We start from the raw sequence: 26,070 nt of genomic DNA, 5'->3' as shown, positions 1-26,070 counted from the left end.
TCATAGGACCCGAAACCGGCTAGAAATCGGCAGGAATCGGTTTTATAGCCTACCGCCGATCGAACGAACGCAAAAGTCCGGATGTTCACGCTTGTCAGCGGCCCATTCTCTTACCTCGAATCAGCTCTTGTTGAAACGGTCCAGCAGATCAAATCGGCCGATTCCCGCGCGCCGCTGGCCATTCTTGTGCCTTCGGATTCATTGCGAAGGAGGCTCCAGTGGTTATTATGCGCGGAGCATTCCTGTGCGCTCTTTGATCTCCATGTTCTGACGTTCCATCAGTTCGTTCTCCATCTTCATGCCGAGCAAGCCGCATTGGGTTCGCTGGAAGCATGGGTGTCTCCGTTTGAACTCGTCGGCGACTTTTTCTATGAATACCTTCTAGCCGTACTCTTGGAAAAGAGTGGGCAAACTGTCGGACCCTTTGCCGATCTTCAAAGTTCGTCAGGTCTCAGGCAGGCCGTGTGGCGGAGCATTCGGGATTTGCTTGAAGCGCAAGTTGAGCCACGCCTGGCTCTCCGTGCGGTGGAAGAGGGGCTGTTCGATGAGATTGCAGTCACTCGCCTTGCGGGCTTACTGAAACTTCAGGAGGCCATCGTGAATGTGAGCCGACAACTAGGGGTGGGATTGCCTGAAGATTTGGCCAATTCCGTGATTCCCTGGGTTGGGGCGTCACCGTTTGTTGCCAAATTCCCGACGATCATCTATTACGGTTTTTACGACATCACGCAAGTTCAGCTTTCGCTGTTAGAAGAAGTGGCTCGTACGAATTCCGTGAAGGTGTTCTTTCCCCTTACTGATCAACCTGCCTATCAATTTGCCCAACGATTTCTCGATCGACATTTATTAAAAGCCGGAGTGGTGCACCAATCTCATCAGGTTGGGCACAAAGCGTTGGAATTAAGGAGTCCGACGGTATCATCCCCCTCCGTGCAGGTGGTAAACGTGATCGGGGGCCAGGGGGAGCTGGTTTTTACTTGCAAAGCCATTCTGCATGCGGTAGAAACGACAGGACACACGTTTCATGAAATTGGGGTGGTGGCCAGAACTCTCGAGCCATATGGGCTCTTTCTGCGGCGGGTGTTTGCGGAGCATCGAATTCCCTTTTGCACGACAGCGACCTTGCCTTTGTTGGAAGAACCGTACGCGAAGCTTTGGTGGCAGCTTGCCGGCTTGAAGGAAGAGCGGTACCCCTGGCAGGCACTGCTGAATGTCGTGACCTCTCCCTATTATCGAAACCTGTCGGTCAACGGATGTTCCACCCATGCACAAAAGCCAATCTGGATCCAGGCCATTCGTCATTGGCGTCTTATGCAAGGTCGGGAAGATTGGGAACGTCTTGCAGCCGTCGCGAATGACCCGGAAGCAATTGCTGACTGGCAGCGGAAAGTCGGGGTGCCTCTGGAAGAGGCGTCTGTCGCTCTACAGCAGTGCGCGGACGTCGTGGGCCGACTGGTGGCCGATTGTCAGGCTCTTCCGGAATCAGGCTCGATTGGTGAGCTGACCCTCGCGTTTGAAGCACTCGTGAATACGCATCTTTCCTTGCTTCAAGAAGAGACATCTTCCCAAATGGAAGAGCGGGATCAGGCCCATCGGGAAAGTCTTGCACAAGCATTTGAACAGGTCATGACGCAGTTAAAGCAACTGGATCGGGTCGGTACTCAAGTGACCTGGGGTGCATGGGTGGAGGTGTGTCGAGGAGCCCTGGAAGGAACAAGAATGCCTATTCCGGGGCAAAGCCCCTTAGGCGTGCAGGTATTCGATGCTATGGCGGCGCGCGGCCAATCCTTTAAAACCGTGTTTATTCTTGGAATGAATGATCAGGTTTTTCCACGAGTGGTTCGGGAGGATGCATTTTTACGTGATGGGGATCGAAGGGTGTTGGCGGAAAGCCTTGGATATAAAATTGATGAAAAAATGCATGGGTTTGATGAAGAGGCTTTGTTGTTTGCGTTGCTTCGGCACTCAGCCCGTGACCGGGTGTATCTCGTCTATCAACGTGCCGATCACAAGGGGCGTCCGCTGTTGCCGTCTCCTCTCCTAACGGAATGCATGAGAGATGTCCCGGGCTGTTCTGAACAGGTGATGAGTGTGCCATTGCGTGTGGCTGAGCGGGTGAGACTCCCATACTTTTCCCCGGGTGAAGAGACGGGGCAGGAAACGCGCTTGCGGTATCTGCTTCAGGGGCGGGCGATCCAAACAGCTTCTTTGGAGCCATCGTTCTGGTGGATCTTGTTTCGCCATGGATTCAAGTCCGTGGCTGCTCTTGAAAAAACGTCCACAGGGGCGGGATCGCATGATGGAATGATGGCCGTCGAAGGGGCCCATTGGCAGGAGCTCTTGTCCCGGGGGTTGTCACCGACAGTGTTGGAACGCTATGCCCAATGTCCTTGCCGGTATTGGATGGAACATGCCCTGCATACACGGAATGTTCGAGAGCCTATTTCGCGGGAAATGCCAAGCCGGGTTTGGGGAGAGTTGGGGCATACCATTCTTCGACACGTCTATCGCTATCTCATCGATCATCAATGGCCGGTCTCTCCAATAGAGTCCGTTCATCTCTCTTCCTTGATTGCCTCGACCATTGATCAGGTATGCGATACATATGCGTCGCACTATGGCAAAGGGTATGTGGTCCTGTGGGAAAGAATGAAAACGCAATTAGGTGCCGTGGTCGTTGCGATGATCGAGCATGATCAACAGGAGTACGTCGATCAGGCTATGGTGCCGGTGGATTGTGAGATAGGGGCCGAGGGAGAAATTGGAAGCGGGGTGCCGGGAGACTCGGCCTTGCTGAAGATTCATGGACGAATGGATCGCGTGGACCGGCAGTCGGATGGCCTAAGGACTCGTATTGTGGATTATAAATTTTCTGGTGGTTTGGCGACTCGAATAGACCACCCCGATCTCGTCAATGAAGCCCTGCGTGGTCGACGGTTACAACCTCCTTTATATTCACTGATGTCTTCCTTGAGCCTGGCCGGCCATTCCGGAGAACATTCCAAAGAAATGATGTCGCCACATCCTGCGATGCATTCCGTGGAATTCCGGTTTATCCGTCCATTGCATCCTGCACCTCTCACCTTCTCATCGTTTCCCAGTTCGATCTGGGCAACGCAAACCGGGGACCAATTATTGCGGACCATTCGTCGTTGGATCGAAGGCATCCGCACCGGGCAGTTCTTTATTCTACCTGGTCCCTATTGTCGTGACTGCGCGTGGTCGGTGGCCTGTCGGTTTCAGCATCATCCCTCGTGGGTGAGGGCGTATGGAATTCCCTTGGCGAAGGAATTTCGGCAAGGGCGAAAGCAACGGGCCACCCATGAGTAATCTCGAACGTCTTCCCGATGCCGATGCGCGACTGATGGCAGAAACCACGTTTGATCGTAATGTCGTTGTGCTGGCCGGGGCCGGGACGGGTAAAACAACGCTGTTGGTGAATCGATTGGTTCATGCGCTTTTGAGGGAACCACACCCGTTACGCTTGACCGACATGTTGGCTCTGACCTTCACGAATAAAGCGGCTAATGAAATGAAATCGCGGCTCCGCGACCGGTTGCATGCGTTGCTGGCTGATTGTGAGGCGGAAGCCGGAAGTGAAGATTCCGATGGCACAGGCCTGGAGGAGATCAAACAACGCTATCATGTGTCCACGGCGCATGTGAGAGGGAAAATTCAGGTCGCCTTGCGTGATCTGGAGAAATCGCAAATTGCCACGCTTCATAGTTTTGCCGCTCATGTTCTTCGTCTGTATCCCTTAGAAGCCAGGGTCGATCCGCATTTCCATGAGGATGAAGGAATGCATTTTCTTGAGACATTTCAACATGCGTGGGATGCCTGGTTGGAACAGGAATTAGGGGGGCAAGGTTCGGCGCATGCCCAGTGGCAGGCCCTGCTCAATCACATGGGTTTGCATGAAATTCGATCCTTTGCCTTTTCACTCAGCCAGGATCAGATTTCTATTCCTGAATTAGATCAGCAAGTGTGTGCCGAAGGTTCCTCGCCGGCCTTTCGGAAGTGGCTACAGAGTAAACAGCATCAGGTCCGATCATTGCTGACGAAATACGATCGCGACAAACCCCGAAAAATTGAGAAGCTCCTATCTCTTGCTGAACGCGTATTCGATCGGGTGGCCGAGAGGGAACCACCAATGGACTTTCATTTGTCTGATGAGGAAAAAGCCCTGGTTGATACCACTATTGGCAAGGCCCCGGGAGAGTGGGATGCGTCGGATTTTCAAGATGCCAGGCGGGCGATTCGAGCTGCGCAACAGCTGTTGCAGGTCAATGAAGCCCTGTTGGGCAAGGTCCTTCATGTGCTTGGGCCGTTTGTCGAACGAGTTCGCCAGGATTTTTCGGCGAAGGGATGGATTCGATTTGATGGGCTCTTGATCCGGGTCAGAGATCTCTTACGGGATCATCCCATGGTCAGAGAACAATTGAAGGGGACCTATGCGGCCATAATGGTTGATGAGTTTCAGGATACTGATCCGGTTCAATATGAAATTTTACTTTATCTAGGTGAGTGTCCACATGAGTGCGGGAGGTTTTGGCGGGATATCCAGCTTATGCCGGGGAAGCTGTTTATTGTGGGTGATCCCAAACAATCGATCTATGCCTTTCGGCGAGCTGATATCGAGGCGTTTGATCAGGTCGTGGACAAAGTGACGCAGGATGGAGGGATCGTGTGTACCCTTCTGACTAATTTTCGTAGTGATGGGACCATTCTTGAAGCCGTCAATGCGATATTTGACCGGCTATTTATTCCTCAAGCTAATGTCCAACCCCCGAATGTCCCCCTGGCGGTTGGACGGATGCGAGAGCCGGGCTCTGGCTCGACAGGAATGGAGATCTGTGTGATGGCCAACCCTCAAGGGGAGGACGAGTGGGATGCTGAGCGGGCCACACGGGTGGAAGCCGAATGGTTAGCGGGGTGGATTGAAGAACAATTGCTGCCGGGAAGCCAGTGGATTATGGAAAAGGGAATGAGAACCTCCTTACGTCCGGGGCATGTCGCGGTGTTATTAAGAAAGTTTACCAATGCGCAGGTGTATCTTGAAGCATTGCAGCGCCACAACATTCCTTGCATGACTGATGGTGAGCGGCATTTTTACCGGCGTCAGGAAGTGATTGATGTGGTGAATGTGCTTCGCGTCCTGGATGACCCCACCGATGCTCTGGCCCTTGTGGGCATTCTCCGTTCTTCATTAGGCGGGCTGACGGATCGGGAGATTATGGATGTCATGAAACTTGGCCCGTTGGATATCCGGCAGGCTCAGAGACTTGATGCATGGGCGAGTTCCCAAAAGGCAGTCATTCAAGGCCTTTTTCAGCGGCTGGCCTGGCTTCATGCCCAAGCAAATCGACTCCCACTTCCGGAATTGCTTGATCAACTGTTTCAGCAACTTCCTCTCGTGGAATTGGCCGCCGCCTCGAGCCATGGTGAGCAGGCGGTGGTGAATGTCTGGAAACTTCGTGACCTTTTGAGTGAACAGGCGGGCATTCCTTCTCTATCGTTTTCTGCGTGGGTGGAGCGATTGGCCGATTTTCTCATGACCCATCCTTCAGAGCCGGAGGCCCCTTTGGCCGAAGAGACGTTAGACGCCGTCCGTGTCCTCACGATTCATAAGGCCAAAGGGCTCGAATTTCCCGTGGTGCTGTTACCCGGGTTGCATCAGAAGGCTACAGGACTGGATCGCGGGGCACAGATTACATTTGACTGGATTAGCGGTTTGTACGGTTGTACGTTGCCACCTGTGTGGAATGCAGGCCAGGTGCCTCTGTGGGAAAAGCAACGGATCCGGGAAGCTGCCGAACAGCGACGTCTGCTCTATGTGGGGATGACCAGGGCCAGGGAGCGCCTAATCTTATCAGGGGGCATGCTCCCGAAAATGGGTGGGGAGAGCCTTTTGAGTCTTATTCAGGGAATTGGTGAAGGAGAGTTCGGGAATCCGGAACTGGATATTGTGCGAGTGGGAGGAGTCTCCATTCCTCACACCGTCGTGACGCCCGCGGTGTTGAAATCCTGGAAGCCCTCGAAGCAACCTTCTGATAATGAAGGTAGTAGTGAGGTGGTGATCTCGACGCCACAGTGGGACATACGTGAAATGAGATGGCAACAGACCAATCAGGCGGAGGCGTACGTCAATCCTTCCATGCTGCATCAGGTGAAATCGGCCCAGGAGCGGGGAAAGAGGGGGCAAGGTTCACGTGGGACCGGTCAGCGTCTTGGGATTTTGATGCATCGAGTGCTTCAACGGTGGGATTTTCAAAGTGAGCATGAAATGGTTCAGGGTGCGCTCGTCGATTTTTGTGAACGCCAGTTACCAGGCCAGTCTGGGTTGGACAAGAGTGAGGTGGTCAAAGAACTTGAAACGCTCTTTGATCACTTTCTCGGTTCACCGGGGTATCGGGAATTGCAGAATGCAACTATTCTTGGTCGGGAGGTTCCATTTGCGGTGCCATGGCCTGTCGGGCAACATGAGTCTTCCTTGCCACGGACCTGCGTGATGGAAGGGGTGATGGATGTGGTCTATGAAATCGATGGCGACGTGTGGGTTGGCGATTATAAAACGGATCGCGTATCCTCTCGCACGGTGGGGCAGCGCGCGGAGACTTACCGGAAACAAGCGCAGGCCTATGCACGGGCCGCACGCCAATGCTTGGGTCCTGCGGTCAAAGGGTGTAAACTCTTTTTTATTCGTCTCGGTGAAGTGGTCACGGTGACTGTAGGAGCCGAGGGAACTATGTTTCAATACGAACAATAGATGACAAGAAGGAGGGAGCGATGAGGAATTGGAGGATGAAGGTATGCGTTGGGGTCTATTTCATCATGATGGCGGCAGGAGGGTGCGCATCGGACAAACCAGCGCCGTTGACAGCCTTGGCCCCTCCTCCAAATGTGGATACCAAAGTGTTGCAGGTTATGAACGAAGGCAAGCGCTTATTTGACGAAGGCCGGTGGGAAGCGGCACGTCAACAATTTCAGGTTGCCGTCCAACAACAAGCCGATCTGGCGGAAGCCCACTATAATCTCGCGTTGTGCATGGACAAAATGGGCGAACAAGCCGGCGCAAAGAAACATTTCATTGAGGCTGCCAACCTTGCTCCCGGCAATAAGGTCATTTGGAATTCCCCACCGCTTCGACGGTATGGAAATGTTCCCGATGCCCCTGCGGAAGCTACCTCGGCTCCGGTCATGCCAGGATTCGGTGGGGGAGCGACTCCGGGCGGCGGGGGGTTTTAAGCTGCTTGATCGTAATTTCTGGGAATCTGATAAGTATGCGTGAAGTGGGGGAGTGTTATGCCTGTTTGTAACCCCGGACAATCATGAAGACGCCGACCGCAACCATCGGGATGCAGAGTAACTGACCCATCGTGATCCACTGGAAAATAAACCCTAAATGACTATCCGGTTCACGGAAAAATTCTACAATAAATCGAGCGACTCCATATCCGCAGATGAAGGTCCAAAACATGGTGCCCGGTGGAGTTGACCGGCGGTGGATGACCCATAAAAGAACAAAGAGTGCAACGCCTTCCAAGCCTGCCTCATAGAGTTGCGAGGGGTGTCGGCACTCCGGGCCGCCATGGGGGAATACCATGCACCATTCGACGTCGGTCGGTCGTCCGAATAATTCTCCGTTGATAAAATTCCCCATTCGTCCAAAGCCCAACCCGATTGGAGCCGCTCCTGCGGCTAAGTCGGCGATGGGCCAAACAGGAAACCCGCGGATTTTGCAAAAGATCCAGATCGCGATACATGTGCCGATCAGCCCGCCGTGAAAGGACATTCCCCCTTCCCATACCGCAAAGATTTTGAGGGGATGGTCCAGATAAAAGGGAAGGTTATAAAACAACACATATCCCAAGCGCCCTCCGAGAAAGACGCCAAAGGCGGCATAGACAATAAGATCGGATAATTGTTGTGGTGGGAGAGAGACATTCCTTGTGGCGGCCCTGGACTTGATCAGCCAGTAGGCTCCTGCCAGACCCAGGAGGTACATGAGACCATACCATCGAAGTGCCAGGGGCCCGATACGAAAAAAGACCGGATCAATGTCCGGATAGGGGAGCCGCGCAAGGTCCGCCAAAATGGAGACAGGATCAAAGGCCATCATCCGGTAATGTGCTTTACTTTACGACCGAGGTGCCCGGAGGACGTTTGTGCTCCATCTAAAGGGGAACCCTCATTTGGGAGCCAAATGGGAAGATGGCGTACTGCATGCTTCATCATGGGCGAGCCAGTTGGGAAAGCCTCGTTCTTCTTGGAAAGTGGCAAAATGTCTATCGGCAAGGGTTTGTGGAGCAGAATAGGGTTGCCTTACACTAACAGGGACGGGTCCGGTCACGTTGTTCGGAAGACGTCACATCATCTTCCTACCATAAATGCAGATGAAAGAAAAGGCGTGTTGGCTGTAATCGGAAGTCGGTATCTTGACGAGAGGCATAGACATCATGGCTGAAATGGGATCATCGTCTCGTTCGAATGGTGCAGAAATCATTCTTGATTGCATTAGTGACGGAGTGATTACGATTGACCTGCAGAAACGTGTGACCTTTTTAAACCGGGCGATGCAGAAGATGCTGGGCTACAACGTCGATGCGGCGGGGACACTTTTAGCCTGTGATGTTCTGATCCAAAGCAATATCTGCTCGACTAAGGAATGTGTTTTGGAGCGGGCGCTTCAGGGGGAGCGGGTGTCGAATTTTGAAGCGATGGTTCGTCGACGTGATGGCGTACATATTCCGGTCAGCATCAATACCGACTTTTTATTGGATAAGGAAGGCAAGCTGATCGGGTTAATCGAAGTTATCCGTGATATCTCGCTGGTTCGCGAGTTGAGTGCCAAGGTGGAAGAGGTGTCGGAGCTCAAGCATCGGCTGGGAGAGCAGACCAAACTGGATAATATGGTAGGTCGATGTCCTCGCATGCAGGACATTATGGCGAAATTGCCGATCATTGCCGCTTCGAAATCCTCCGTTCTCATCACCGGAGAAAGTGGAACGGGCAAGGAATTAATTGCCTGTGCGTTACACGCCCACAGCCCGAGAAAGGATGCCCCTTTCGTCGTGGTGAATTGCTCAAGTCTATCTGAGGGTATTCTGGAGAGTGAAATATTCGGTCATGTCAAAGGGGCATTTACCAATGCGTATTTTGATAAACCGGGCCGGTTTGAAATTGCGAATGGTGGGACGATCTTTCTTGATGAAATCGGGGAGATGAGTGTCGCCACCCAAGTGAAATTATTGGGAGTGCTTGAGCGGGGACAGTTTGAGCGGGTTGGGTCCAATGATACGGTTTCGGTGGATGTGAGGGTGGTCGCGGCCACGAATCGGAATTTGGAAGAAGCCGTTCAACAAGGACGGTTTCGGGAAGATTTGTATTTTCGTATACGAGTGATTCCGGTTGTGCTGCCCCCCCTACGGGAGCGAACGGGAGATATTCCCCTGCTCGTGAATCACTTTCTTGAAAAATTTAATCGGGAAATGGACAAGCATATTATTAGCTTGTCTCCGCAATGTTTAACGGCACTTAGCCGGTACCCGTTTCCCGGCAATATCAGGGAACTCCAGAATATGATTGAGCATGCCTTTGTGTGCTGTGAAGAGGATACGATTCAATTTGAGCATCTTCCAGCCGACCTCCATCGGTACTGTTGGGAGCATCGGGAATGGACCGACTCTGAATCACTGGAGGCCCTAGAACGACAAGCCATCTGCCGGGCATTAGACAAGTCGGGTTGGCGGCTGAAGGAAGCTTCTCAACAGTTGGGGATTGGTCGATCGACCTTATGGCGGAAGGTTAAACAATTTGGAATAACTCAAACAACTTAAAAGCGTTTCATTTTGGTCTGCATTGTTACCTAATTGTGCCATTTGTATTAAAATGATATATTTTCAATAACTTATGTAATATTAATTCATGATATCTAATTTAATTGGTTTCATTTTGAAACATTTGTGGGGTGTGCTTTATATTAATTCCTTATTTATCATGTGCTTGTGCAAGATTTATTACGGCATATGGATTGCTTTTCCTAGACAATTAGATACGCATTGATTTTATTATTTTTTTCCCGGGAGAAGGAGTGCTTGATATGGATTGTCCGCGTTGTCAGGGAATCATGATTCAAGATAAGTTTGGTGATGTGGCTGATGAATCCGGGGCCATATATTTTTCGGGTTGGCGGTGTATTACCTGTGGGGAAATTTTGGATCCGGTGATTTCTGAAAATCGCCGGCACCATCATGAACCCCTCATCGGTCGATCGCGTAAAAAGTTTGCCACGCAACTAGGGTAGGTGTTTCTGCCCGTCGTTCTGCTTTTCGTATCCCCTATCCCAATTGTGCATGTGTGGTGAGAGACCCGAAATCCTCTTCAGTCCATGAGGGTTTCGGGTTTTCTTTGATTCATGGTCTAATGGTATGGTGAGAAGAGGTACTGGTATCGCGTCGCATATGTGAAATTTATTATGAGTGTCTGTGACATAAGGAGATTATTGAATGGCTGTTGAACAAAACCCGGCCGGTCCCGCGACCCCACCCAATCAACCTGAAGGCAATCCATTGCCGGGCGTGAGACACATCATCGCAGTGAGCAGTGGCAAAGGCGGAGTCGGCAAATCCACGGTCACCGTGAACTTGGCCGTCGCGCTTAAGCAACAAGGTTATGCGGTAGGATTAATGGATGCGGATGTGTATGGACCGAATATTCCTCTGATGATCGGGGTATCCAAAGAGCCGGGAAAGGATGGGGACAAAATTCTGCCCGCCGAGGGACAGGGAGTGAAAGTTATTTCCATGGGATTTTTCGTGCCGGAAGACACACCGGTGGTATGGCGGGGACCCATGGTCCATTCGGCGATCCAGCAATTTTTTCGTGATGTGGTTTGGGGGGAACTCGATTATTTACTGATCGATTTACCGCCCGGGACGGGAGATGTGCCGTTGACGTTGTCGCAATTAGTGCCCTTGACCGGAGCGATTACCGTGACCACACCGCAGGAAGTGGCTCTACAGGATGTGAGAAAAGGCATGACGATGTTCAAAAAGGTGAATGTCCCGTTGCTCGGGGTGATTGAAAATATGAGTTATTTTGTCTGCGGGCATTGTCACGTACGGACAGAAATTTTTTCAACAGGCGGTGGGGAACGTGCCGCTCAGAAATTTGAGATCCCATTTTTGGGACGAATTCCGATTGATCCGGCCATCCGGGAGGGGGGAGATAAGGGTACTCCAATTGTCAGCAATGATCCCTCGTCGCCCCAAGCCCAGGCGTTTTTTCAGATTGCAAAAACCCTGACGGCTAATGTGGACCAAGCGGAAAAAGGAGACGGGGACGCCGCGCCCTCCATTTCCAGTTTACTCAAAAAAATTACCGATCCCTTGAAGAAATCTTAAATCAAAGCACATTTATGTTGAGGAGAAACTATGTCGGAGTTAGTGCGTATCGCGAAAATCGATGAAGTGGAAGAGGGAAAAGGAGTGGTGGTGGAGGCCGGTGAGAAATGTTTGGCCGTCTTTAACGTGGATGGAGCCTTCCATGTTATCGATAACACCTGTCTCCATAGAGGAGGTCCGTTAGGTGAAGGTGATGTCGAAGGGGAGACAGTGACCTGCCCCTGGCATGGGTGGGAGTACAATGTGAAAACCGGACATTGTCTGACTAATCCCTCCAGTCATGTGAGATCCTACCCGACCGTGGTTGAAGATGGAGAAGTGAAAGTCGATCTGTCCTAGGCATAAAAAAGGCCATCTTGTAGAGGCACGGTGGCCATGAGCGGCTATCTCACATCACAAATGGCGGGAGTTGCGGGTCGTAGCAAGGCCCATGCGGACCACACTCCGTCATATGTTGTATTCCCCCATGAGTCAATACGATCTTTTTCATGTCTTCTTTGGCCAGTCAGATCCAATCAGACAGTTAACCCGAATGTCTGGTCCTGGCCACCCTTTCGTATTTCTTTCCCTTCCCCGTGTTAAATTTTAGAGAGCATTTTTCACCTCCGGTGTCATGATTTTTGGATTACAATCAATCAGGCATAGCATCCCCTTAGGGTTCTTGATAACATTGGAACATCACACTGTGTTGGGTTGATTCAGACCTTTATGTTTGTCAAACGTCTTTTGCTGTTCATCCCGCTGACCCTGGTCATTTTTCTGGTTCAATCCTATTTTTGGGTTCCCACCTACGAAAACCAGGCGGCCGGCAATCCCGATCGACTCGTGACCTACATTGAGGCGTCAATCGGGGACGCCAAAATTCTCAATCCTATTTTGAACGCAGATTCAGCCAGTTCCAATATTGTGAGCCACGTGTTTGAGGGGCTGCTGGATTTAGACGAAGACTTGAACCTTCGGAGCCGATTGGCAATTGATTGGCAGATTACGGAGCGCGCCTATCTTCTAGTCAATCCGCATCACCGATTTCCGGATGGAACGGAAGTGACAGGGGACAAGCTCTTTCAGAAGATTCATCAGGCTTGGAAGGCTGGAACCATTGAGGGGTTGCAGGAGAGGGTGCAATCCATTGAACTATTACCTTCAGGGCAACGATCGGAACCCATCTCACTCTTGGTGCCCAATGCGGAAGGCAACCCCCAACTCAAAGACCTCTCCATGACCATTGACGTACCGGAAAGAGTGGCATTCACGCTCTTGGAGGTAGACCAGGATTTATTCGACCGCTTAAAGCCGGTTCTCGGTGAGCGGTACTTTGAGCACTTCCCATATGACGAACTGATTCATCCTCATGAACCGGTACCTAAGGAATTGGAGGAACTTCTGCGGGCAAAATTTCCGGATATTCTTCCCGTAGGCGAACACAATCCCACCATTCTGTTCCATCTTCGTCAGGGAGTGAAATTCCATGATGGACATATCTTCGATGCCGGAGATGTCAAGTTTACGTATGAAGCCATCATGAATCCCAGAAATTTGTCTCCACGGACTCCGGACTTCGAGCCAATTAAAACCGTGGAAATTCTGGATCCGTCGACCATACAAATTGTCTATAAACGCCTCTATTCGCCGGCCATTAATGCGTGGACGATGGGGATCCTCCCCGAGCATCTTCTGAATGCCGAGGCCTTATCCCGCGAAAAACAGGAGCGTGGATTGTCGGAGGAGGCACAAAAGACATTCGGGATGCGAGAGAGTGAATTTAATCGGCATCCCATCGGCAGTGGAAGCTTTCAGTTTGTTGAATGGCAGGGGGATGAATTTATTCATCTTCAGCGGTATGAGGACTATTGGGAAGGGCCGGCTGAATATCATGAATATTATATGCGCATTATTCCTGAACTGTTCACCCAGGAAGTGGAATTTCGAACGGGTGCGATAGATTTTTATGGCGCGCAGCCCCATCAGGTTGATCGGTATAAAAACGATCCGAGCTATCAGTGGTTTAGCAGCCTTGCCTTTGCCTATACCTACATCGGTTACAACATCCGGAAACCGTTATTTGCCGATCCGATGATCAGAACAGCCCTGGGAATGGCCATCAATGTTGATGAGATCATCACCTATCTCGTGTATGGAGAAGGTAAACGAACAACCGGACCCTATGCCCTAAATACCGAATGGTATGATCAGTCCATTCAACCTCTGCCCTACGATCCTGAAGGGGCCCGTGCGATTTTTGAAAGGGCCGGATGGACCATGAATAGGGATGGATGGCTGGAAAAGGATGGAAAGATTTTTGAATTTACGTTGATTACGAATAATGGCAATCCCATCAGAAAAAATTTGATGACCATCGCGCAGAACGCCTGGAAAAAGATCGGCGTCAAAGTGAACACACAGGTCTTCGAATGGGCCGTGTTTCTGAACGATTTTGTGAATACCGGAGACTTTGATGCGGTCGTGTTGGGCTGGAGCACGGGCATTGATCCGGATCTCTATCAAATTTGGCATTCCAGCCAGGCCGGACCTCAACAATTGAATTTTGTGGGGTACAAGAACCCACGCGCTGACGCGCTTATTGTCAGGATTCGCCAGGAATACAATAGAGATCGACAGGAGGAATTGACGCACGAGCTACATCGGCTGATACATGAAGATCAACCCTATACTTTCCTTTACGCACCCTTAAGCACCAGGGTGTTGGATAAGAAAATTGTGCTGGTTGAAAAAGGGCCGGATGGGAAAGAACAGTTCAAAAAGATTTATCCCACCAAAAGCGGGGACATCACGTTTTATTTCCGTAAATGGAGAAAATTGGAGTTGACGCCGGACTTTTAAATGATGCCGTAACACGGGGCTTCACCTTATAGCAGATCAAATATGTGGAATTTTATTGTTCGGAATATTGCTCAGCGTTTGGTTCTGTTGGTCATTGTGTCCTTCCTGGCCCATTCCTTTATTCATCTGGCACCTGGGGAACCCAGTGAGGTGGATCCCATGAATCCACGGATGAAACCAGAGGACATCGCCAAGATTCGCGCGGCTTTTCATTTGGATGACCCGCTCTATATGCAATATGCCTATTGGATAAGGGACCTGGCTTCGGGGGAACTTAAGTCGTTCAAAGATAGTCAGCCGGTCCTGCCTAAAATTTGGGATCGTTTTCTGAATTCTTTGCCCTTGTTTATTCTGGCCACCATTCTGGTGTGGACATGGGCCTTTCCAGCGGGGATTTACGGAGCGGTCTTTCGAGGCGGGCTGTATGATCGGCTGACCGTGTTTTCGTCGTATGCCCTCATTTCGGTTCCGGGATTTTTCCTGTCGTTTTTAGCCATTTTGTGGGTAGTGGGATGGTTGGGAGTGCCGGTTATCAGTATCAAAACTTTCGGGATGGAGCACGCGCAGCCCGTCTATCAATTAATGGATCGTATCTGGCATTTGGTTATTCCATCTGTCATGACCGCGATCGGGGGGATTGCGGTGTTGTCTCGCTATGTCCGCTCTCAGATGTTGGAGGTGTTGGGCCAGGATTATGTCCGGACCGCCAGGGCGAAAGGTCTTCAGGAAGATACCGTGATTTATGGCCATGCGTTGGGAAATGCTCTGTTGCCCTTTGTGACCATGTTCGGCCTTCTGCTTCCGGGGTTGATTGGGGGGGCTGTGATCTTCGAGCAGATTTTTGCCTGGCCGGGGTTGGGACGATTGGCCTATGAAGCCATTCTTTCACGGGACTTTCCCATCATCATGACGCTCAACTTTATCGCCGCAGTTCTGACCTTATTGGGCACATTGATTTCGGATATTCTCTATGCGGTGGTGGATCCCAGGATCCGTTTGGATTGATTACGAGAACCGGAGGAACGATTTCTTCATGAATCACTCGAAGGCCGACATTCCACAAACAGCCGGTCTGGCCACCCTCGATTCGGAAGGTCTGGCTCCGCCGGAAACGCCGTGGGAAGAATTTCTTCGCATATTTACTAAGGACTACCAGGCCCTCTTCGGTTTTTGGGTTCTCGTGCTGCTCTTGCTGATGGCGTTATCCGGGAAAGTGCTGACAGAATGGTGGGTGGTGTTCGATCCCGAAGCTGTACGACTGACAGATAAATTCCTTCCCCCGCTATCTGTGCCTTCTCCTGATAGCCTTCCGGAGGACAGGCCTTTTGGTGGTGTCTATCTCATGGGCACGGACGAATTGGGACGTGATGTGTTTGCCCGGATGTTCCAGGGTTCATTTGTGTCTTTATCCATTGGATTTGTGGCTGTCGGAATTTCCTTAGGGATTGGCATCTTGTTAGGCGGGCTGTCCGGTTTTTATGGGCACGTGAAATTGTGGTTTATCACGGTCGATACGCTGATCATGCGATTTACCGATGCGATGATGTGCTTCCCGACGTTTTTCCTCATTCTTACTGCCGTGGCTCTACTTCCGCCGAGCATCTACACCATCATGATCATTATTGGATTGTTTAGCTGGATGGGGACGGCCCGATTTGTGCGGGCGGAGTTTTTATCCATCCGTGAACAGGATTATGTGACCGCAGCCAAAGCGTTAGGGATACCCGAGGGCCGGATTATTTTCCGTCATATGGTGCCCAATGCCCTGGCGCCGGTATTTGTGTCCGCTACGATCGGGGTGGCCTCCGCGATTTTGACGGAATCAGGTTTAAGCTTTTTGGGGTTTGGTGTGCCTCCGCCCTATGCCACATGGGGGAATATTTTGTCGGATGGTAAGGGATTCGTGTTTGATGCGCCGTGGCTATTCTTTATTCCGGGCCTGGCAATTTTTCTGGTGGTGCTAGCCTTTAACCTTGTTGGAGAAGGCCTGCGTGAGGCCTTAAATCCGAAATTGCGAAGCCGGTAAATGGAATCTCGCGTACACCCACTATTACAAGTGTCCAACCTCCGGACCTCTTTCTTCACCGATAAAGGAGAAATCAAAGCCGTCGATGATGTGAGTTTTTCCATTCAGGGCGGGCAGACGCTGGCCTTAGTGGGAGAGTCTGGCTGCGGAAAATCCGTGGCGGCCTTATCGATTATGCGACTGATCTCTTCTCCCGGTCGGGTAATTGGCGGCACAATTCGCTTCAAAGGGCAGAGCCTGTTGGATCTGACGGAAAAGGACATGCGCCGGATTCGTGGAAAGTCCATCGGGATGGTCTTTCAGGAACCCATGACTTCGCTGAATCCCGTAATGTCGATCGGCGATCAGATTGGTGAGGTCCTCAAAATCCATACAACCCTCTCGGATCGCGATATTCGGAAAGAAGTGATCAGCTTGTTGGATAAAGTACGCATTTCAGCTCCCGAGCGCCGCCTGGATCAATACCCGCACGAAATGTCGGGCGGGATGAAACAGCGCGTGATGATCGCCATAGCCCTTGCCTGTCAACCTGATTTGTTGATTGCCGACGAACCGACCACCGCTTTGGATGTGACCATACAAGCGCAAATTCTTGATCTGCTCTCCGCGCTCCAAAAGGATATGGGCATGGCGATTCTCCTGATCACGCATAATTTGGGAGTGGTCGCGCAGTTTGCCCAGGATGTCATCGTGATGTATGCGAGTAAGATTGCCGAACGGGCAACCGTAAAGGAATTATTCAGAAATCCCAGTCATCCCTATACGAGCGCGCTCTTGAAATCGCTGCCTCGACCGGGAGAACGTCAGGCCAGATTGGAAGCAATTCCCGGAACGGTGCCGTCCCCTTTACAATATCCGGTAGGGTGTCATTTTTCCTCACGCTGTCCGGAAGTGATGGAACATTGTCCTCTTCAGCCACCACCCACGGTGCAAGTAGGAGAATCCCATGAAACCGTGTGCTGGCTGTATGACAAAAAAGAGCCATGATGGGACAAATCTTTATGTCCAATTCTGTTGTAGAAACATCCTTTATCCCACTGTAAGGTTTCGTTGTTACTGATGACTGAAACCACAACATCTCTACTCCAAGTCACAGGATTGAAAAAATATTTCCCCGTTCGGAGCGGACTCTTTTCACGTGTGTCGGCATGGGTCCAGGCGGTCGACGATGTCACTTTTCACCTGAAACAGGGAGAGACATTAGGGCTAGTCGGGGAGTCGGGTTGCGGCAAAACCACGGTGGGAAGAAGTATTCTCCGGCTCATGGAACCGACTGCAGGGGAAGTAATATTTGAGGGGAAAAACGTGTTGACCCTCACCCCTCGGGAGTTACGGCAGACACGTCGCCGTATGCAAATCATTTTTCAGGACCCGTATAGCTCACTCAATCCCCGCATGACCATCGGAGCCATCGTGGCGGAGCCGCTCAAGATTCACGAGATCGCCAAAGGCCAGGACCTGCAGGATCGGGTGAATCAGTTGTTTATCCGTGTGGGGTTGCGGCCGGAGCATCAGTCACGGTATCCGCATGAATTCTCAGGCGGCCAACGCCAGCGGGTCGGCATTGCGCGTGCCCTCGCGCTCAATCCCAAATTTATCGTCTGTGATGAAGCCGTATCGGCATTGGATGTGTCCATCCAAGCGCAAATTCTGAATCTCCTGCGCGATCTGCAGCAGGAGTTTCATCTGTCCTATCTTTTTATCACACACGATTTGAACGTCGTGCAATATCTTGCCGACCGCATCGCGGTCATGTACCTGGGGAAACTGGCTGAAGTGGCTTCGGCCAAGGATTTATTTAACGATCCAAAACATCCGTATACTCAGGCCCTGCTCTCCGCCAATCCGGTTCCCGACCCAGCGGCCCCGTCCAAGCGAATCATCATTCCCGGCGATGTTCCCTCGCCGCTCAATCCGCCCAGCGGATGCCGGTTCCATACCCGCTGTCCCGAAGTCATGGATGTCTGCAAAACAGTAGAACCCAAGTTGACTCATATCGGTCCTCCCGAAAAAGGCCACCAGGTCTGGTGCCATCTGTATCCTTAAGCCAAATCTGTGATGATTCGGTAAATACCTCCGTTTAATGTCATCCTGGGCCGCCGGCGAAGGATCTGTGCCCAGGTTAAATAGCTAGAGCCAAGCGTGGACACACTTTTTTTGTTTTAAGTCGTGAGGGAAAAGGTATGCGATGTCCAACTCATTCGCTGGCCTAGTGATTCATCACTTTTCCGCTATAACCGAACTGGACCGTCCGCATTCCACGCGCTCCCTGCACAGTGGATAGCGTTGACTATAAATCAATACGACAATCAGGCAGAAGTTTGCAGAGGGGGTTCGTATACTTTGCCGATCAGTATGATCAAGAGGCCTGTACATCTGTTAAACGGGAGTGTGATATGTCAAACGTGAAAGAAAAAATGACCGAAGTAATTCAGTCTCAACCTGAAGATGCGACGTATGAGGAAATTATGCGGGAACTCGCTTTTGAGAGGATGATCGAGCGCGGTCTTGTAGATTCTCGCAGTGGGCGGGTTATATCCAACGAAGACATGGAGCGCCGTATTAGCACTGGCAGAAATAAGGTGGACGGAGGAAGCTCATCGCTGGATTCATGATATATTCGATTACATTGCCGCAGATAATCCAGAAGCAGCCCAGAAAGTCGTCTCAGGAATTTTTGAAAAAGTATAGGTGTTAAAGCGTTTTCCTGAGATCGGCCTCCAATATCGCACCGGGACAGATGGTGAAATCAGAATCTTGCTCTACGGACATTACCGGATTGCATATCTTTTGCGGTCCTCATCCAGGATTAAAATTTTGGGCGTATTTCACGGGGCACTCAGTATCGACAGATATCTTCCATGATTCATGCGAATAACGAATCGCTCAATCTACTTTCTCTACGTCGGCATTTCCTACATCGAATGCAAAACGGTGGAACCAACGTTGACTCAAATCGGTCCTCCTGAAAAAGGCCACCAGGTCTGGTGCCACTTGTATCCTTAAAGGAATCGACCAGAAGTCTTCAATTTTCTCAAACTCCTGATGTGGGGGAATTTGGATTGCGTCATTCTGTCATTGAACGAGCATGTGATAATTCGGTGGCTCTCTAACCAGGATGTCATCCTGAGCCAGCGGCGAAGGATCTGTGCCCAGGTGAAGCAGCCACAGGGCCAAGCGTGGGCCAACTTCTTTTGTTGTAAGTCCTGGAGGGAAACTGTGCGAAGTCCGAGCCATTCGATGCCCCAGGGACAAGTCGTAACGGAACTATAATGTTCCGTATCTCACTCCGACGCTATGCGCTGGATAGCGTTGACAAGTTTATGAATCAAGACGACAATCAGAAAGTAATTTGCAGGCCGAGTTCACATACTATCCCGGTCTGTATAGCCAATATTTTTCTACCATTCGAGTGCCCGGATGTCTGGTTCTCTGCCCAAACCTGAGATAGAAAAGAAATTTGAGGAATACCGCCATTATTTGGTGTACGAAGCCACTCGCTTAACAAGTTTCGTTGCTTTATTCCGAAAACTTCACGAGCGCAGAGGAGATCGTCTCGAGGAGATAAACATTGCTCCGGCTTTCTTTCAGGTGGTAACCGAAGCATTACTCTCAGGTATTGTTCTCTGGGTGGACAAATTATTTGATGAACATGGGAAGCGAAGCATTTTCAATTTCCTAACTTTTGTTGAATATAATAGGAATATTCTTACTGTAGAGCAGCTTAAACGTCGCAATAAATATCCTTCCGACCACTGGATGCTCGCCAGAGATCCAATTTCTCTTAAAACGGTTAAAGAAGACCGAGAGCTTATTCTAAGACTTGTTTGTCTTCAGAACTTCAAGACTCTTCGTGACAAATTCTATGCACATTTTGACAAAGAATATTTCTTTGACCGAGACCGCATGCGGGAAATGGCTCCCACATGGGGTGATTTGGAAGAGGTAGTCAAGGTTATTTCCCAAGTTATTAACCGATACTCTGTTGCTTACGATGGACGGGAATTTTTACTGGAACCGGAAAACATTAACGATCTTGATTCCCTCTTGGATCGGCTATACAAGTCCAGGAAGGCGAATAACTGCTAACAATTCGCTGAACGCAGGCGAGTAAAAGGCATTTAGCAGTTACCTTGTAGGTTCAAGCCGACCGTTCATAGGGAGACCAAGTAATGAAGCAAATGTTTTCCCTCGCCTTGGTGGTTTTTCTTGCCGGCTGCGCTATTGGCAGGAGCTATCACAATGCGGATAACATGTGGAAACTTGGGTACACTGACACCCAACTTAACGAGAGTGTGTATCGAGTTTCTTATGCTGGGTACAGCATTCCACAAAGCGAGTGGGATGATTTTGCCATCATGAGAGCCTCAGAAATTGCTAAAGAGAAAGGTTACAAGTATTTCCGGATATTGACAGAGAAGCAGTCCGCACATTCTGAGTCTTTTTACGTTCCGGGATCGACTTATCAACGGGTACCGTGTCTGGATATGGCAATGTCGCACAAATGAATGCCACAAGCTATTCAAGTGGGTTTATGGGTACGGCGAACTATCCCGTTTCCACAATTACGATCGAGATGCTAAAGGAGGAAGGGGATGCATCAAATACTCTCGATGCAGAGATTATTTGGAGTTCTCTTGCACAAAAACACGGCGTTGACAAATAAAGACATGGCTTGCGCAATCCCTGCATTCTAGGAAACGGTACGCCATAAAGCTGCCCAGCGTCTCTGGACTCTACGTTCAACCAACCCCAAGCGGCGAGTGAAACGAAGATTCTCCATGAGTTCTGGCTTTTCCACCTAGGCACTGATCCTTCGCCGCCGGCTCAGGATGACACCTTTGTTTTATATCAAGTCTTCACTTGTCTGTTCAAACTTTGAATTCCTGAGTAAAACTCAGCTTTTGAAAATTTACTCCAGATTTCATTTTGGTTTGATCTGTCCCCCGTATACTGATTAGTGCGTCACTTCTTTTTATTAGGATTTATTCCGATATAATGACTATGAGGTTGAATACATTATGAATGATTCCTACACCATTGGCACACTTCTCCTGGACCGTCTGTATAAATTGGGTCTGCATCATATTTTTGGCATTCCCGGGGATTATGTGCTGACGCTCTTTAAGCTCATTGAAGAATCGCCTATTCGGCACATTGGAACGACCCGGGAAGATTGTGCGGGCTTTGCGGCGGATGCCTATGCGCGCATACATGGCATTGGCGGCGCATGTGTGACCTATTGCGTGGGTGGCTTGAATATGGTCAATGCAGTTGCCTGTGCGTATGCCGAGCGGTCGCCGGTGGTGTTGATTTCCGGGTCCCCCGGCCTGAATGAACGAGTCAATAATCCCTTCCTTCATCACATGGTCCGTGATTTCTCGACCCAGCGTGATGTTTTTGAAAAGATTACCGTGGCTTCCGTCGTGTTGGATGACCCTCATACTGCCGAACGGGAGATTGACTGGGCCTTGAAGGCATTAATGCAATTCAAGCGGCCCATCTATTTGGAGATTCCACGAGACCTCGTGATGACTCCCGTGGAGATGGCCTCAACAAAACCACCGAAAGTCACGGCCTGCCAGAGTGATCCAGCTGCACTCAAAGAAGCCGTTGCCGAAGTTCGCGGCATTCTGTCCGGTTCCGAGCGTCCGGTTATTCTGGCCGGCGCCGAAATCCATCGATTCGGCCTTCAGGAGCAATTGACCGAACTAGTCGAACATATGAATGTGCCCATCGCTACCACCTTGCTGGGGAAGTCCGTCCTTCGCGAAGACCATCCATTGAATATCGGGGTGTATGGTGGACTGGTGGGGCGAGAAGAAATTCTGGAGTTCGTGGAAAGTGCCGATTGTCTGTTGACCTTAGGAACATTGCTCACCGATGTTGAGGACGTCAAAGCGCATGCCACGCTCCTGGCGGCAGGCCGGACCGTTCATGCGACGGCGGACTCCATTGCTATCAAGCATCATAAATATGAAGACGTCCGTTTTGAAGATTTCATCCAAGCCCTGGTGGCCTCCCCCTTGCCGTCGTTCCCTGCACGAGCACTCCCGCCACGCGATAGCGTCCGTTTTGATCCACCTGGTCCGGAAGCGGCAGTGACCCTTCGCAATGTGTTCGGATATTTGGATGGGCTGTTAAATGAAAAGACGGTGGTAATTGCGGATGTCGGGGAGTCGCTGTTTGCCGCTGCGGATCTGCGTGTACGAAAAAGTGCGGATTTCCTGTCTCCAGCCTATTACACCTCCATGGGATTTAGTGTCCCGGCCGCTCTCGGTGCGGGGTTTGCTGATCCCGGACTGAGGCCCATTGTGTTAGTCGGTGACGGCGCATTCCAAATGACCGGTACCGAATTGTCCACCTGTATTCGCTATGGGCAAGCCCCCATTGTGGTGGTGCTGAATAACCGCGGTTATGGGACGGAACGGGAAATTCTCGAAGGTCCGTTCAATGACATCCATGAATGGCAGTACGAGAAGATTTGTGATGTATTGGGCGGAGGCGTGGGCCATCGAGTGGGCACGTTCGGGGAGTTAGTCCACGCTTTAAGTATTGCCGTTGATGATCAGAAGCAGGTCCATGTGCTGAATGTCCTGCTTGATCCTCGTGACCGATCCACCGCCATGAAACGTGTTGCCCAGCGATTGGCCAAACGGATGGCGGGACAAAAGACCTGAGATTCATTCTTAACTGTGATCTGCTACGAGAGCCGCACTAAGAAATTTTTTTATAAAGAATTCGGCCTGGTTTTCCTCGTGGACGGAGCTGCTTTCGGGATTCAAGCTGGGTGCCATGTTTTGCCTCTAGAGATCACAGCGCCAAACCGTTTCCCTACGAGACGCACTGACGATTCGTTTAACGTTCGACTGTTAATGCTCCCTCACCCTGGCCTTCTCCTAGGAAATTGGAGATATATTTGTTCAAAGTTGAAGTATTGTAGGGCTAACGAAGGAGTTTGTCGTAGTCGGCGTGAATTCCGATCCAAAACCACAGGACCCCATCCGAAACGTCAACGCCAATCGCGCGATAGTGTAATCCTACTCGAGCTGACCAATAACGAGTGACTTTTTTGAAATGCAGAGAGGGATGGCGTGGGTTAGTCTTTAGCTGCTCAAAGGCCTTATCCGCAAGAACCTGAATGGGAGAAGGAAGTGACCGATAGCAAAACCAAAATTCAGGAGAGGCGTAGTGATTCAAAACTTGGTCGATTGTCCAGCTTTGTGGGCGAGAATATTTCGCTCAGCGATGGAATCAAGTCTTCCCGCCTCGACATCAGCGGTAAACTGAGCATCCCAGGCCTGGGCATCAAATGAGGCATACCATGCACGAAATTTGGCCAGTTCCTCCGGCGAGAGAGTCCTTATCTGTTGTTCAATCGATTCAACCTTACCCATTTAATTACCTCACAATGTAGAAAAAGTATATCAAGAGACATGGCTGCTGTCAGCTATCGATCATCGCTTAATGGTAGTTTCTTCGGGCCATTCGGGTGTGCTAGACCTTGCTATTATAATTTTTCCACCAAATGAAACCTATGGAATCTCTGGTTATCCCTTAGCTACCTTTGCACGTAGCCCAGGGGGGCTCTCATCTCACAATTCTCTGTAAACCCCTTTCATTTTTCCCTTTCACGATACACATCAAAAACCCTTGTCCTGATTGGTTGCGGGCTTGATTCATGCGCCCGTATAATGGTCTGGTTTGAGACAATTTTTTTCTTTCAGCCAGGATAGGACCCTTCATATGAGTACCGAGACCGTCGAAAAAGATTCCAAAAACTACCCGCTTCTGCGGAATTTGCAATATTCCCCGCTGAAGCAGGGGGAAGAGCAATACATTGTGTTGTGGGACCCTTCCGGCCTGTCTTCTGAAAAGCTGGTATTGCCCCTGAATTTTTTCTATCTGTTTCAGTTTTTTGATGGAGAACATTCCCTGGAACAGGTTGGTGCCGAGTATCTCAAGAAGTATGGCGAATTTATGATGCCGGATCGCCTTACAAAATTGGTGAGCGATCTGGACGAGAAATTGTTTTTAGAAGGGGACCGACTGAAGCAGGTGCAAGCGCAAGCCTTTGAGGCCTATCGAAAGCTTGACTCAAGGCCGATGGCGTTCGCCGGGCAGCAATATGAATCCGATCCGGCCAAATTACGAGCGCAGATCGACGGGTTTTATTCCTCCAAAGAAGGTCCGGAAAAAGGGAAAGCGGAATGTGCCGGTCAGACGATTAAAGGTCTTGTCGCCCCGAATTATGAATTAAAAGATGCCGGACCCATTTACGCGTGGGGCTATCAGGAATTACGGGAAGGCCAGGTCCCGGATGTGTTGGTGTTAATTGGTACTTGCCATGCCGGCCTCGAAGGGGGAATTGCCTTTACGGATAAAGATTTTGACACGCCGTTTGGGACCGTGCCCGTCAACCGTACGATTATCGACTTAATTCGCAAAGAAACCGGTGAAACCTTTTTTGTGGAAGATATTGCCCATCTTCGAGAGCATAGTCTGGAATTGCAATTGCCGTTTCTCAAACATGCGTTGGGTGAAGGACGGGAGATTTCCATTGTACCGATTCTCGTGGATTTTCCTCCTGAGACATTGACAGGTGGGGAGTATCAACAGCTCTTTCACCGCATTGATCAATTTCTCACGATAACTAAACGGGCGATCCAGGCAAGCGGGCAACAGGTGTGTGTCATTGGCAGCGCCAATCTGGCGCATATCGGGATTCGCTATGGAGACAAAACGCCCCCCACGGATTTTTCATTTCACCGATGTATGCAGATTGATCTGGAAATGTTGAAGAAGGTGGAAGAAGCGGATCCGGAAGGGTTCGCAGAATTTATCCTGAAAGAGGGAAATCAGCGGCGCATTTTAGGGTTTGGGGTCATTTTTTCCCTGATGAAACTGCTCAAGCGTGATGGGGAGGATTTCAAAGGGCAGGTGCTACGCTATGATCGGGGCATTACCGATCAGTTTAATTCGACGGTGACTTACGCCAGTATCGTGTTTGTCTAATGGGTCTGTTGCAAAAAGCCGCCAGCGGCGTTCTCGCCATTTTTCCGTGCTCACGTATTACACATACGCTCCGCGCGTAAAAATGGCTGTGGCCTTGCCGGACGGACCCGAATCTTCCAAGGGGCCGTATGACTGTGCGACGTTTTGCCCTCGGAGATCAGTATTATTCCACACTCCGCTAAAGGGCTATTCCTCTGCTCTGATTTTCATTGGTACCGGTTCCAGCGGATTGTCCCGGCTATCGCATGGCAAGGCGGCGATCTGATCCACGACCTCCATACCTTTCACCACTCTGCCGAACACTGTATACATGCGATCAAGACTGCTGGTGTCTTCCACGATGATATAGAACTGCGATCCACTATCGGAGATATCACGGGTGGCATCGGGATTTCGTGGAACTTTGGCCATGGCAACCGTCCCGCGACGGTGAGGTCGATCACTCGGTTCGGCCGGGAGGCTAAACCCCGGTCCCCCGGTGCCATGGAGTTCCCGGTCTGGATGTTTGCTCAATGGGTCACCACCCTGGATCAGAAATTTCGGCACGACCCGGTGAAATGTCGTGTCATCATAAAATTTCAGCCTGACGAGATTGAGGAAGCTTTCCACGTGTCGGGGCGCGTCGTCCGTAAAAAATCGGATTTCTATATCCCCGAATTTTGTGGAGATAACGGCCTTGGGATTTTTCTTTTTAAATTGTAAGGGAGATGGTGTCGTCACAGTTCTGGCACTTTACCAAGGGTTTGCAAAGTTCATCAAGCATCACGGTCATTTGGATGGAGAGCC

Annotated in this window: 21 protein-coding genes; 17 read left to right on the top strand and 4 right to left on the bottom strand. The window is 50.5% G+C overall.

The genetic code is table 11. The features are described 5' to 3' along the window. The first annotated feature begins 81 nt into the window (after window positions 1–81). The 3 genes from ACTRXD_RS15560 to ACTRXD_RS15550 are packed head-to-tail and all read left to right on the top strand — an operon-like array spanning window position 82 to window position 7,245. Window positions 82–3,330 (top strand): PD-(D/E)XK nuclease family protein, encoded by a 3,249-nt coding sequence (locus ACTRXD_RS15560; RefSeq protein ID WP_442432699.1) that lies wholly within the window; start codon window positions 82–84, stop codon window positions 3,328–3,330. Further along, window positions 3,323–6,766 (top strand): UvrD-helicase domain-containing protein, encoded by a 3,444-nt coding sequence (locus ACTRXD_RS15555; protein WP_442432698.1) that lies wholly within the window; start codon window positions 3,323–3,325, stop codon window positions 6,764–6,766. The genes ACTRXD_RS15560 and ACTRXD_RS15555 overlap by 8 nt, the downstream gene beginning before the upstream one ends. Window positions 6,767–6,801: 35 nt before the next feature. Then, the gene (locus ACTRXD_RS15550) at window positions 6,802–7,245 is read left to right on the top strand and encodes a tetratricopeptide repeat protein (protein ID WP_442432697.1); all 444 of its coding nucleotides are present in this window, start codon (window positions 6,802–6,804) and stop codon (window positions 7,243–7,245) included. A 55-nt stretch (window positions 7,246–7,300) separates the two neighbouring features. Here the strand turns inward: ACTRXD_RS15550 and lgt are convergent, their stop codons facing one another. Further along, on the bottom strand, window positions 7,301–8,116 hold the full coding sequence (gene lgt / locus ACTRXD_RS15545) for a prolipoprotein diacylglyceryl transferase (RefSeq protein WP_442432776.1): 816 nt from the start codon (window positions 8,114–8,116) through the stop codon (window positions 7,301–7,303). Between the two features lie 340 nt (window positions 8,117–8,456). On the opposite strand from lgt, the gene ACTRXD_RS15540 reads away from it, so the two are divergent. From ACTRXD_RS15540 to ACTRXD_RS15480, 13 genes are all read left to right on the top strand, one after another. Continuing rightward, window positions 8,457–9,836, top strand: coding sequence for a sigma-54 interaction domain-containing protein (locus ACTRXD_RS15540; RefSeq protein WP_442432696.1), 1,380 nt, complete (start codon window positions 8,457–8,459; stop codon window positions 9,834–9,836). 263 nt (window positions 9,837–10,099) lie between these two features. Further along, window positions 10,100–10,303 (top strand): hypothetical protein, encoded by a 204-nt coding sequence (locus tag ACTRXD_RS15535; protein WP_312640032.1) that lies wholly within the window; start codon window positions 10,100–10,102, stop codon window positions 10,301–10,303. 202 nt (window positions 10,304–10,505) lie between these two features. Continuing rightward, a complete protein-coding gene (locus ACTRXD_RS15530; protein WP_442432695.1) occupies window positions 10,506–11,402 on the top strand; it encodes an Mrp/NBP35 family ATP-binding protein in 897 nt (298 codons plus the stop codon). Window positions 11,403–11,432: 30 nt separating this feature from the next. Beyond that, window positions 11,433–11,741: a Rieske (2Fe-2S) protein gene (locus ACTRXD_RS15525; RefSeq protein WP_442432694.1), complete on the top strand. Its 309-nt coding sequence runs from the start codon at window positions 11,433–11,435 to the stop codon at window positions 11,739–11,741. Between the two features lie 369 nt (window positions 11,742–12,110). Beyond that, on the top strand, window positions 12,111–14,243 hold the full coding sequence (locus ACTRXD_RS15520) for an ABC transporter substrate-binding protein (protein WP_442432693.1): 2,133 nt from the start codon (window positions 12,111–12,113) through the stop codon (window positions 14,241–14,243). Between the two features lie 42 nt (window positions 14,244–14,285). Beyond that, the gene (locus ACTRXD_RS15515; protein ID WP_442432692.1) at window positions 14,286–15,248 is read left to right on the top strand and encodes an ABC transporter permease; all 963 of its coding nucleotides are present in this window, start codon (window positions 14,286–14,288) and stop codon (window positions 15,246–15,248) included. Between the two features lie 28 nt (window positions 15,249–15,276). Beyond that, entirely contained in the window at window positions 15,277–16,269 is a 993-nt protein-coding gene (locus tag ACTRXD_RS15510; RefSeq protein WP_442432691.1) for an ABC transporter permease, read from the top strand. Beyond that, the gene (locus ACTRXD_RS15505; RefSeq protein WP_442432690.1) at window positions 16,270–17,256 is read left to right on the top strand and encodes an ABC transporter ATP-binding protein; all 987 of its coding nucleotides are present in this window, start codon (window positions 16,270–16,272) and stop codon (window positions 17,254–17,256) included. Between the two features lie 72 nt (window positions 17,257–17,328). After that, window positions 17,329–18,315, top strand: a complete 987-nt coding sequence (locus ACTRXD_RS15500; protein WP_442432689.1) for an ABC transporter ATP-binding protein — start codon at window positions 17,329–17,331, stop codon at window positions 18,313–18,315. Window positions 18,316–18,665: 350 nt separating this feature from the next. Then, the gene (locus ACTRXD_RS15495; protein ID WP_442432688.1) at window positions 18,666–18,884 is read left to right on the top strand and encodes a hypothetical protein; all 219 of its coding nucleotides are present in this window, start codon (window positions 18,666–18,668) and stop codon (window positions 18,882–18,884) included. 805 nt (window positions 18,885–19,689) lie between these two features. Continuing rightward, window positions 19,690–20,358, top strand: a complete 669-nt coding sequence (locus tag ACTRXD_RS15490; RefSeq protein WP_442432687.1) for an AbiU2 domain-containing protein — start codon at window positions 19,690–19,692, stop codon at window positions 20,356–20,358. A gap of 83 nt (window positions 20,359–20,441) precedes the next feature. After that, entirely contained in the window at window positions 20,442–20,777 is a 336-nt protein-coding gene (locus tag ACTRXD_RS15485) for a CC0125/CC1285 family lipoprotein (RefSeq protein ID WP_442432686.1), read from the top strand. Window positions 20,778–21,290: 513 nt separating this feature from the next. Continuing rightward, window positions 21,291–22,949, top strand: coding sequence for an alpha-keto acid decarboxylase family protein (locus ACTRXD_RS15480; protein ID WP_442432685.1), 1,659 nt, complete (start codon window positions 21,291–21,293; stop codon window positions 22,947–22,949). 265 nt (window positions 22,950–23,214) lie between these two features. Here the strand turns inward: ACTRXD_RS15480 and ACTRXD_RS15475 are convergent, their stop codons facing one another. Beyond that, window positions 23,215–23,469: a ParE family toxin-like protein gene (locus ACTRXD_RS15475; protein WP_442432684.1), complete on the bottom strand. Its 255-nt coding sequence runs from the start codon at window positions 23,467–23,469 to the stop codon at window positions 23,215–23,217. Beyond that, complete coding sequence (locus ACTRXD_RS15470; RefSeq protein ID WP_442432683.1) at window positions 23,466–23,666, bottom strand: hypothetical protein; 201 nt, start codon at window positions 23,664–23,666, stop codon at window positions 23,466–23,468. Before ACTRXD_RS15470 ends, ACTRXD_RS15475 begins: the two co-directional genes overlap by 4 nt. Window positions 23,667–24,015: 349 nt before the next feature. Here ACTRXD_RS15470 and amrB point away from each other — a divergent pair, with 349 nt between their 5' ends. Beyond that, window positions 24,016–25,284: an AmmeMemoRadiSam system protein B gene (amrB, locus tag ACTRXD_RS15465; protein ID WP_442432682.1), complete on the top strand. Its 1,269-nt coding sequence runs from the start codon at window positions 24,016–24,018 to the stop codon at window positions 25,282–25,284. A 186-nt stretch (window positions 25,285–25,470) separates the two neighbouring features. Here amrB and ACTRXD_RS15460 read toward each other — a convergent pair whose 3' ends face one another. Beyond that, window positions 25,471–26,004 (bottom strand): peptidylprolyl isomerase, encoded by a 534-nt coding sequence (locus ACTRXD_RS15460; protein WP_442432681.1) that lies wholly within the window; start codon window positions 26,002–26,004, stop codon window positions 25,471–25,473. Window positions 26,005–26,070: the final 66 nt, after the last annotated feature.

The sequence above is a fragment of the Nitrospira sp. T9 genome, assembly GCF_052156535.1.
Taxonomy (GTDB): domain Bacteria; phylum Nitrospirota; class Nitrospiria; order Nitrospirales; family UBA8639; genus Nitrospira_E.
The sequence above is the reverse complement of the archived record's forward strand: the minus strand, read 5'-3'. Positions and strand labels throughout refer to the sequence as shown.

Bases quoted from the DNA above. Each gene is read 5' to 3' on its own strand.
- ACTRXD_RS15560 (WP_442432699.1), top strand. From the start codon at position 82: ATGTTCACGCTTGTCAGCGGCCCATTCTCTTACCTCGAATCAGCTCTT.
- ACTRXD_RS15555 (WP_442432698.1), top strand. From the start codon at position 3,323: ATGAGTAATCTCGAACGTCTTCCCGATGCCGATGCGCGACTGATGGCA.
- ACTRXD_RS15550 (WP_442432697.1), top strand. From the start codon at position 6,802: ATGAAGGTATGCGTTGGGGTCTATTTCATCATGATGGCGGCAGGAGGG.
- lgt (WP_442432776.1), bottom strand. From the start codon at position 8,116: ATGGCCTTTGATCCTGTCTCCATTTTGGCGGACCTTGCGCGGCTCCCC.
- ACTRXD_RS15540 (WP_442432696.1), top strand. From the start codon at position 8,457: ATGGCTGAAATGGGATCATCGTCTCGTTCGAATGGTGCAGAAATCATT.
- ACTRXD_RS15535 (WP_312640032.1), top strand. From the start codon at position 10,100: ATGGATTGTCCGCGTTGTCAGGGAATCATGATTCAAGATAAGTTTGGT.
- ACTRXD_RS15530 (WP_442432695.1), top strand. From the start codon at position 10,506: ATGGCTGTTGAACAAAACCCGGCCGGTCCCGCGACCCCACCCAATCAA.
- ACTRXD_RS15525 (WP_442432694.1), top strand. From the start codon at position 11,433: ATGTCGGAGTTAGTGCGTATCGCGAAAATCGATGAAGTGGAAGAGGGA.
- ACTRXD_RS15520 (WP_442432693.1), top strand. From the start codon at position 12,111: ATGTTTGTCAAACGTCTTTTGCTGTTCATCCCGCTGACCCTGGTCATT.
- ACTRXD_RS15515 (WP_442432692.1), top strand. From the start codon at position 14,286: ATGTGGAATTTTATTGTTCGGAATATTGCTCAGCGTTTGGTTCTGTTG.
- ACTRXD_RS15510 (WP_442432691.1), top strand. From the start codon at position 15,277: ATGAATCACTCGAAGGCCGACATTCCACAAACAGCCGGTCTGGCCACC.
- ACTRXD_RS15505 (WP_442432690.1), top strand. From the start codon at position 16,270: ATGGAATCTCGCGTACACCCACTATTACAAGTGTCCAACCTCCGGACC.
- ACTRXD_RS15500 (WP_442432689.1), top strand. From the start codon at position 17,329: ATGACTGAAACCACAACATCTCTACTCCAAGTCACAGGATTGAAAAAA.
- ACTRXD_RS15495 (WP_442432688.1), top strand. From the start codon at position 18,666: ATGTCAAACGTGAAAGAAAAAATGACCGAAGTAATTCAGTCTCAACCT.
- ACTRXD_RS15490 (WP_442432687.1), top strand. From the start codon at position 19,690: ATGTCTGGTTCTCTGCCCAAACCTGAGATAGAAAAGAAATTTGAGGAA.
- ACTRXD_RS15485 (WP_442432686.1), top strand. From the start codon at position 20,442: ATGAAGCAAATGTTTTCCCTCGCCTTGGTGGTTTTTCTTGCCGGCTGC.
- ACTRXD_RS15480 (WP_442432685.1), top strand. From the start codon at position 21,291: ATGAATGATTCCTACACCATTGGCACACTTCTCCTGGACCGTCTGTAT.
- ACTRXD_RS15470 (WP_442432683.1), bottom strand. From the start codon at position 23,666: ATGGGTAAGGTTGAATCGATTGAACAACAGATAAGGACTCTCTCGCCG.
- amrB (WP_442432682.1), top strand. From the start codon at position 24,016: ATGAGTACCGAGACCGTCGAAAAAGATTCCAAAAACTACCCGCTTCTG.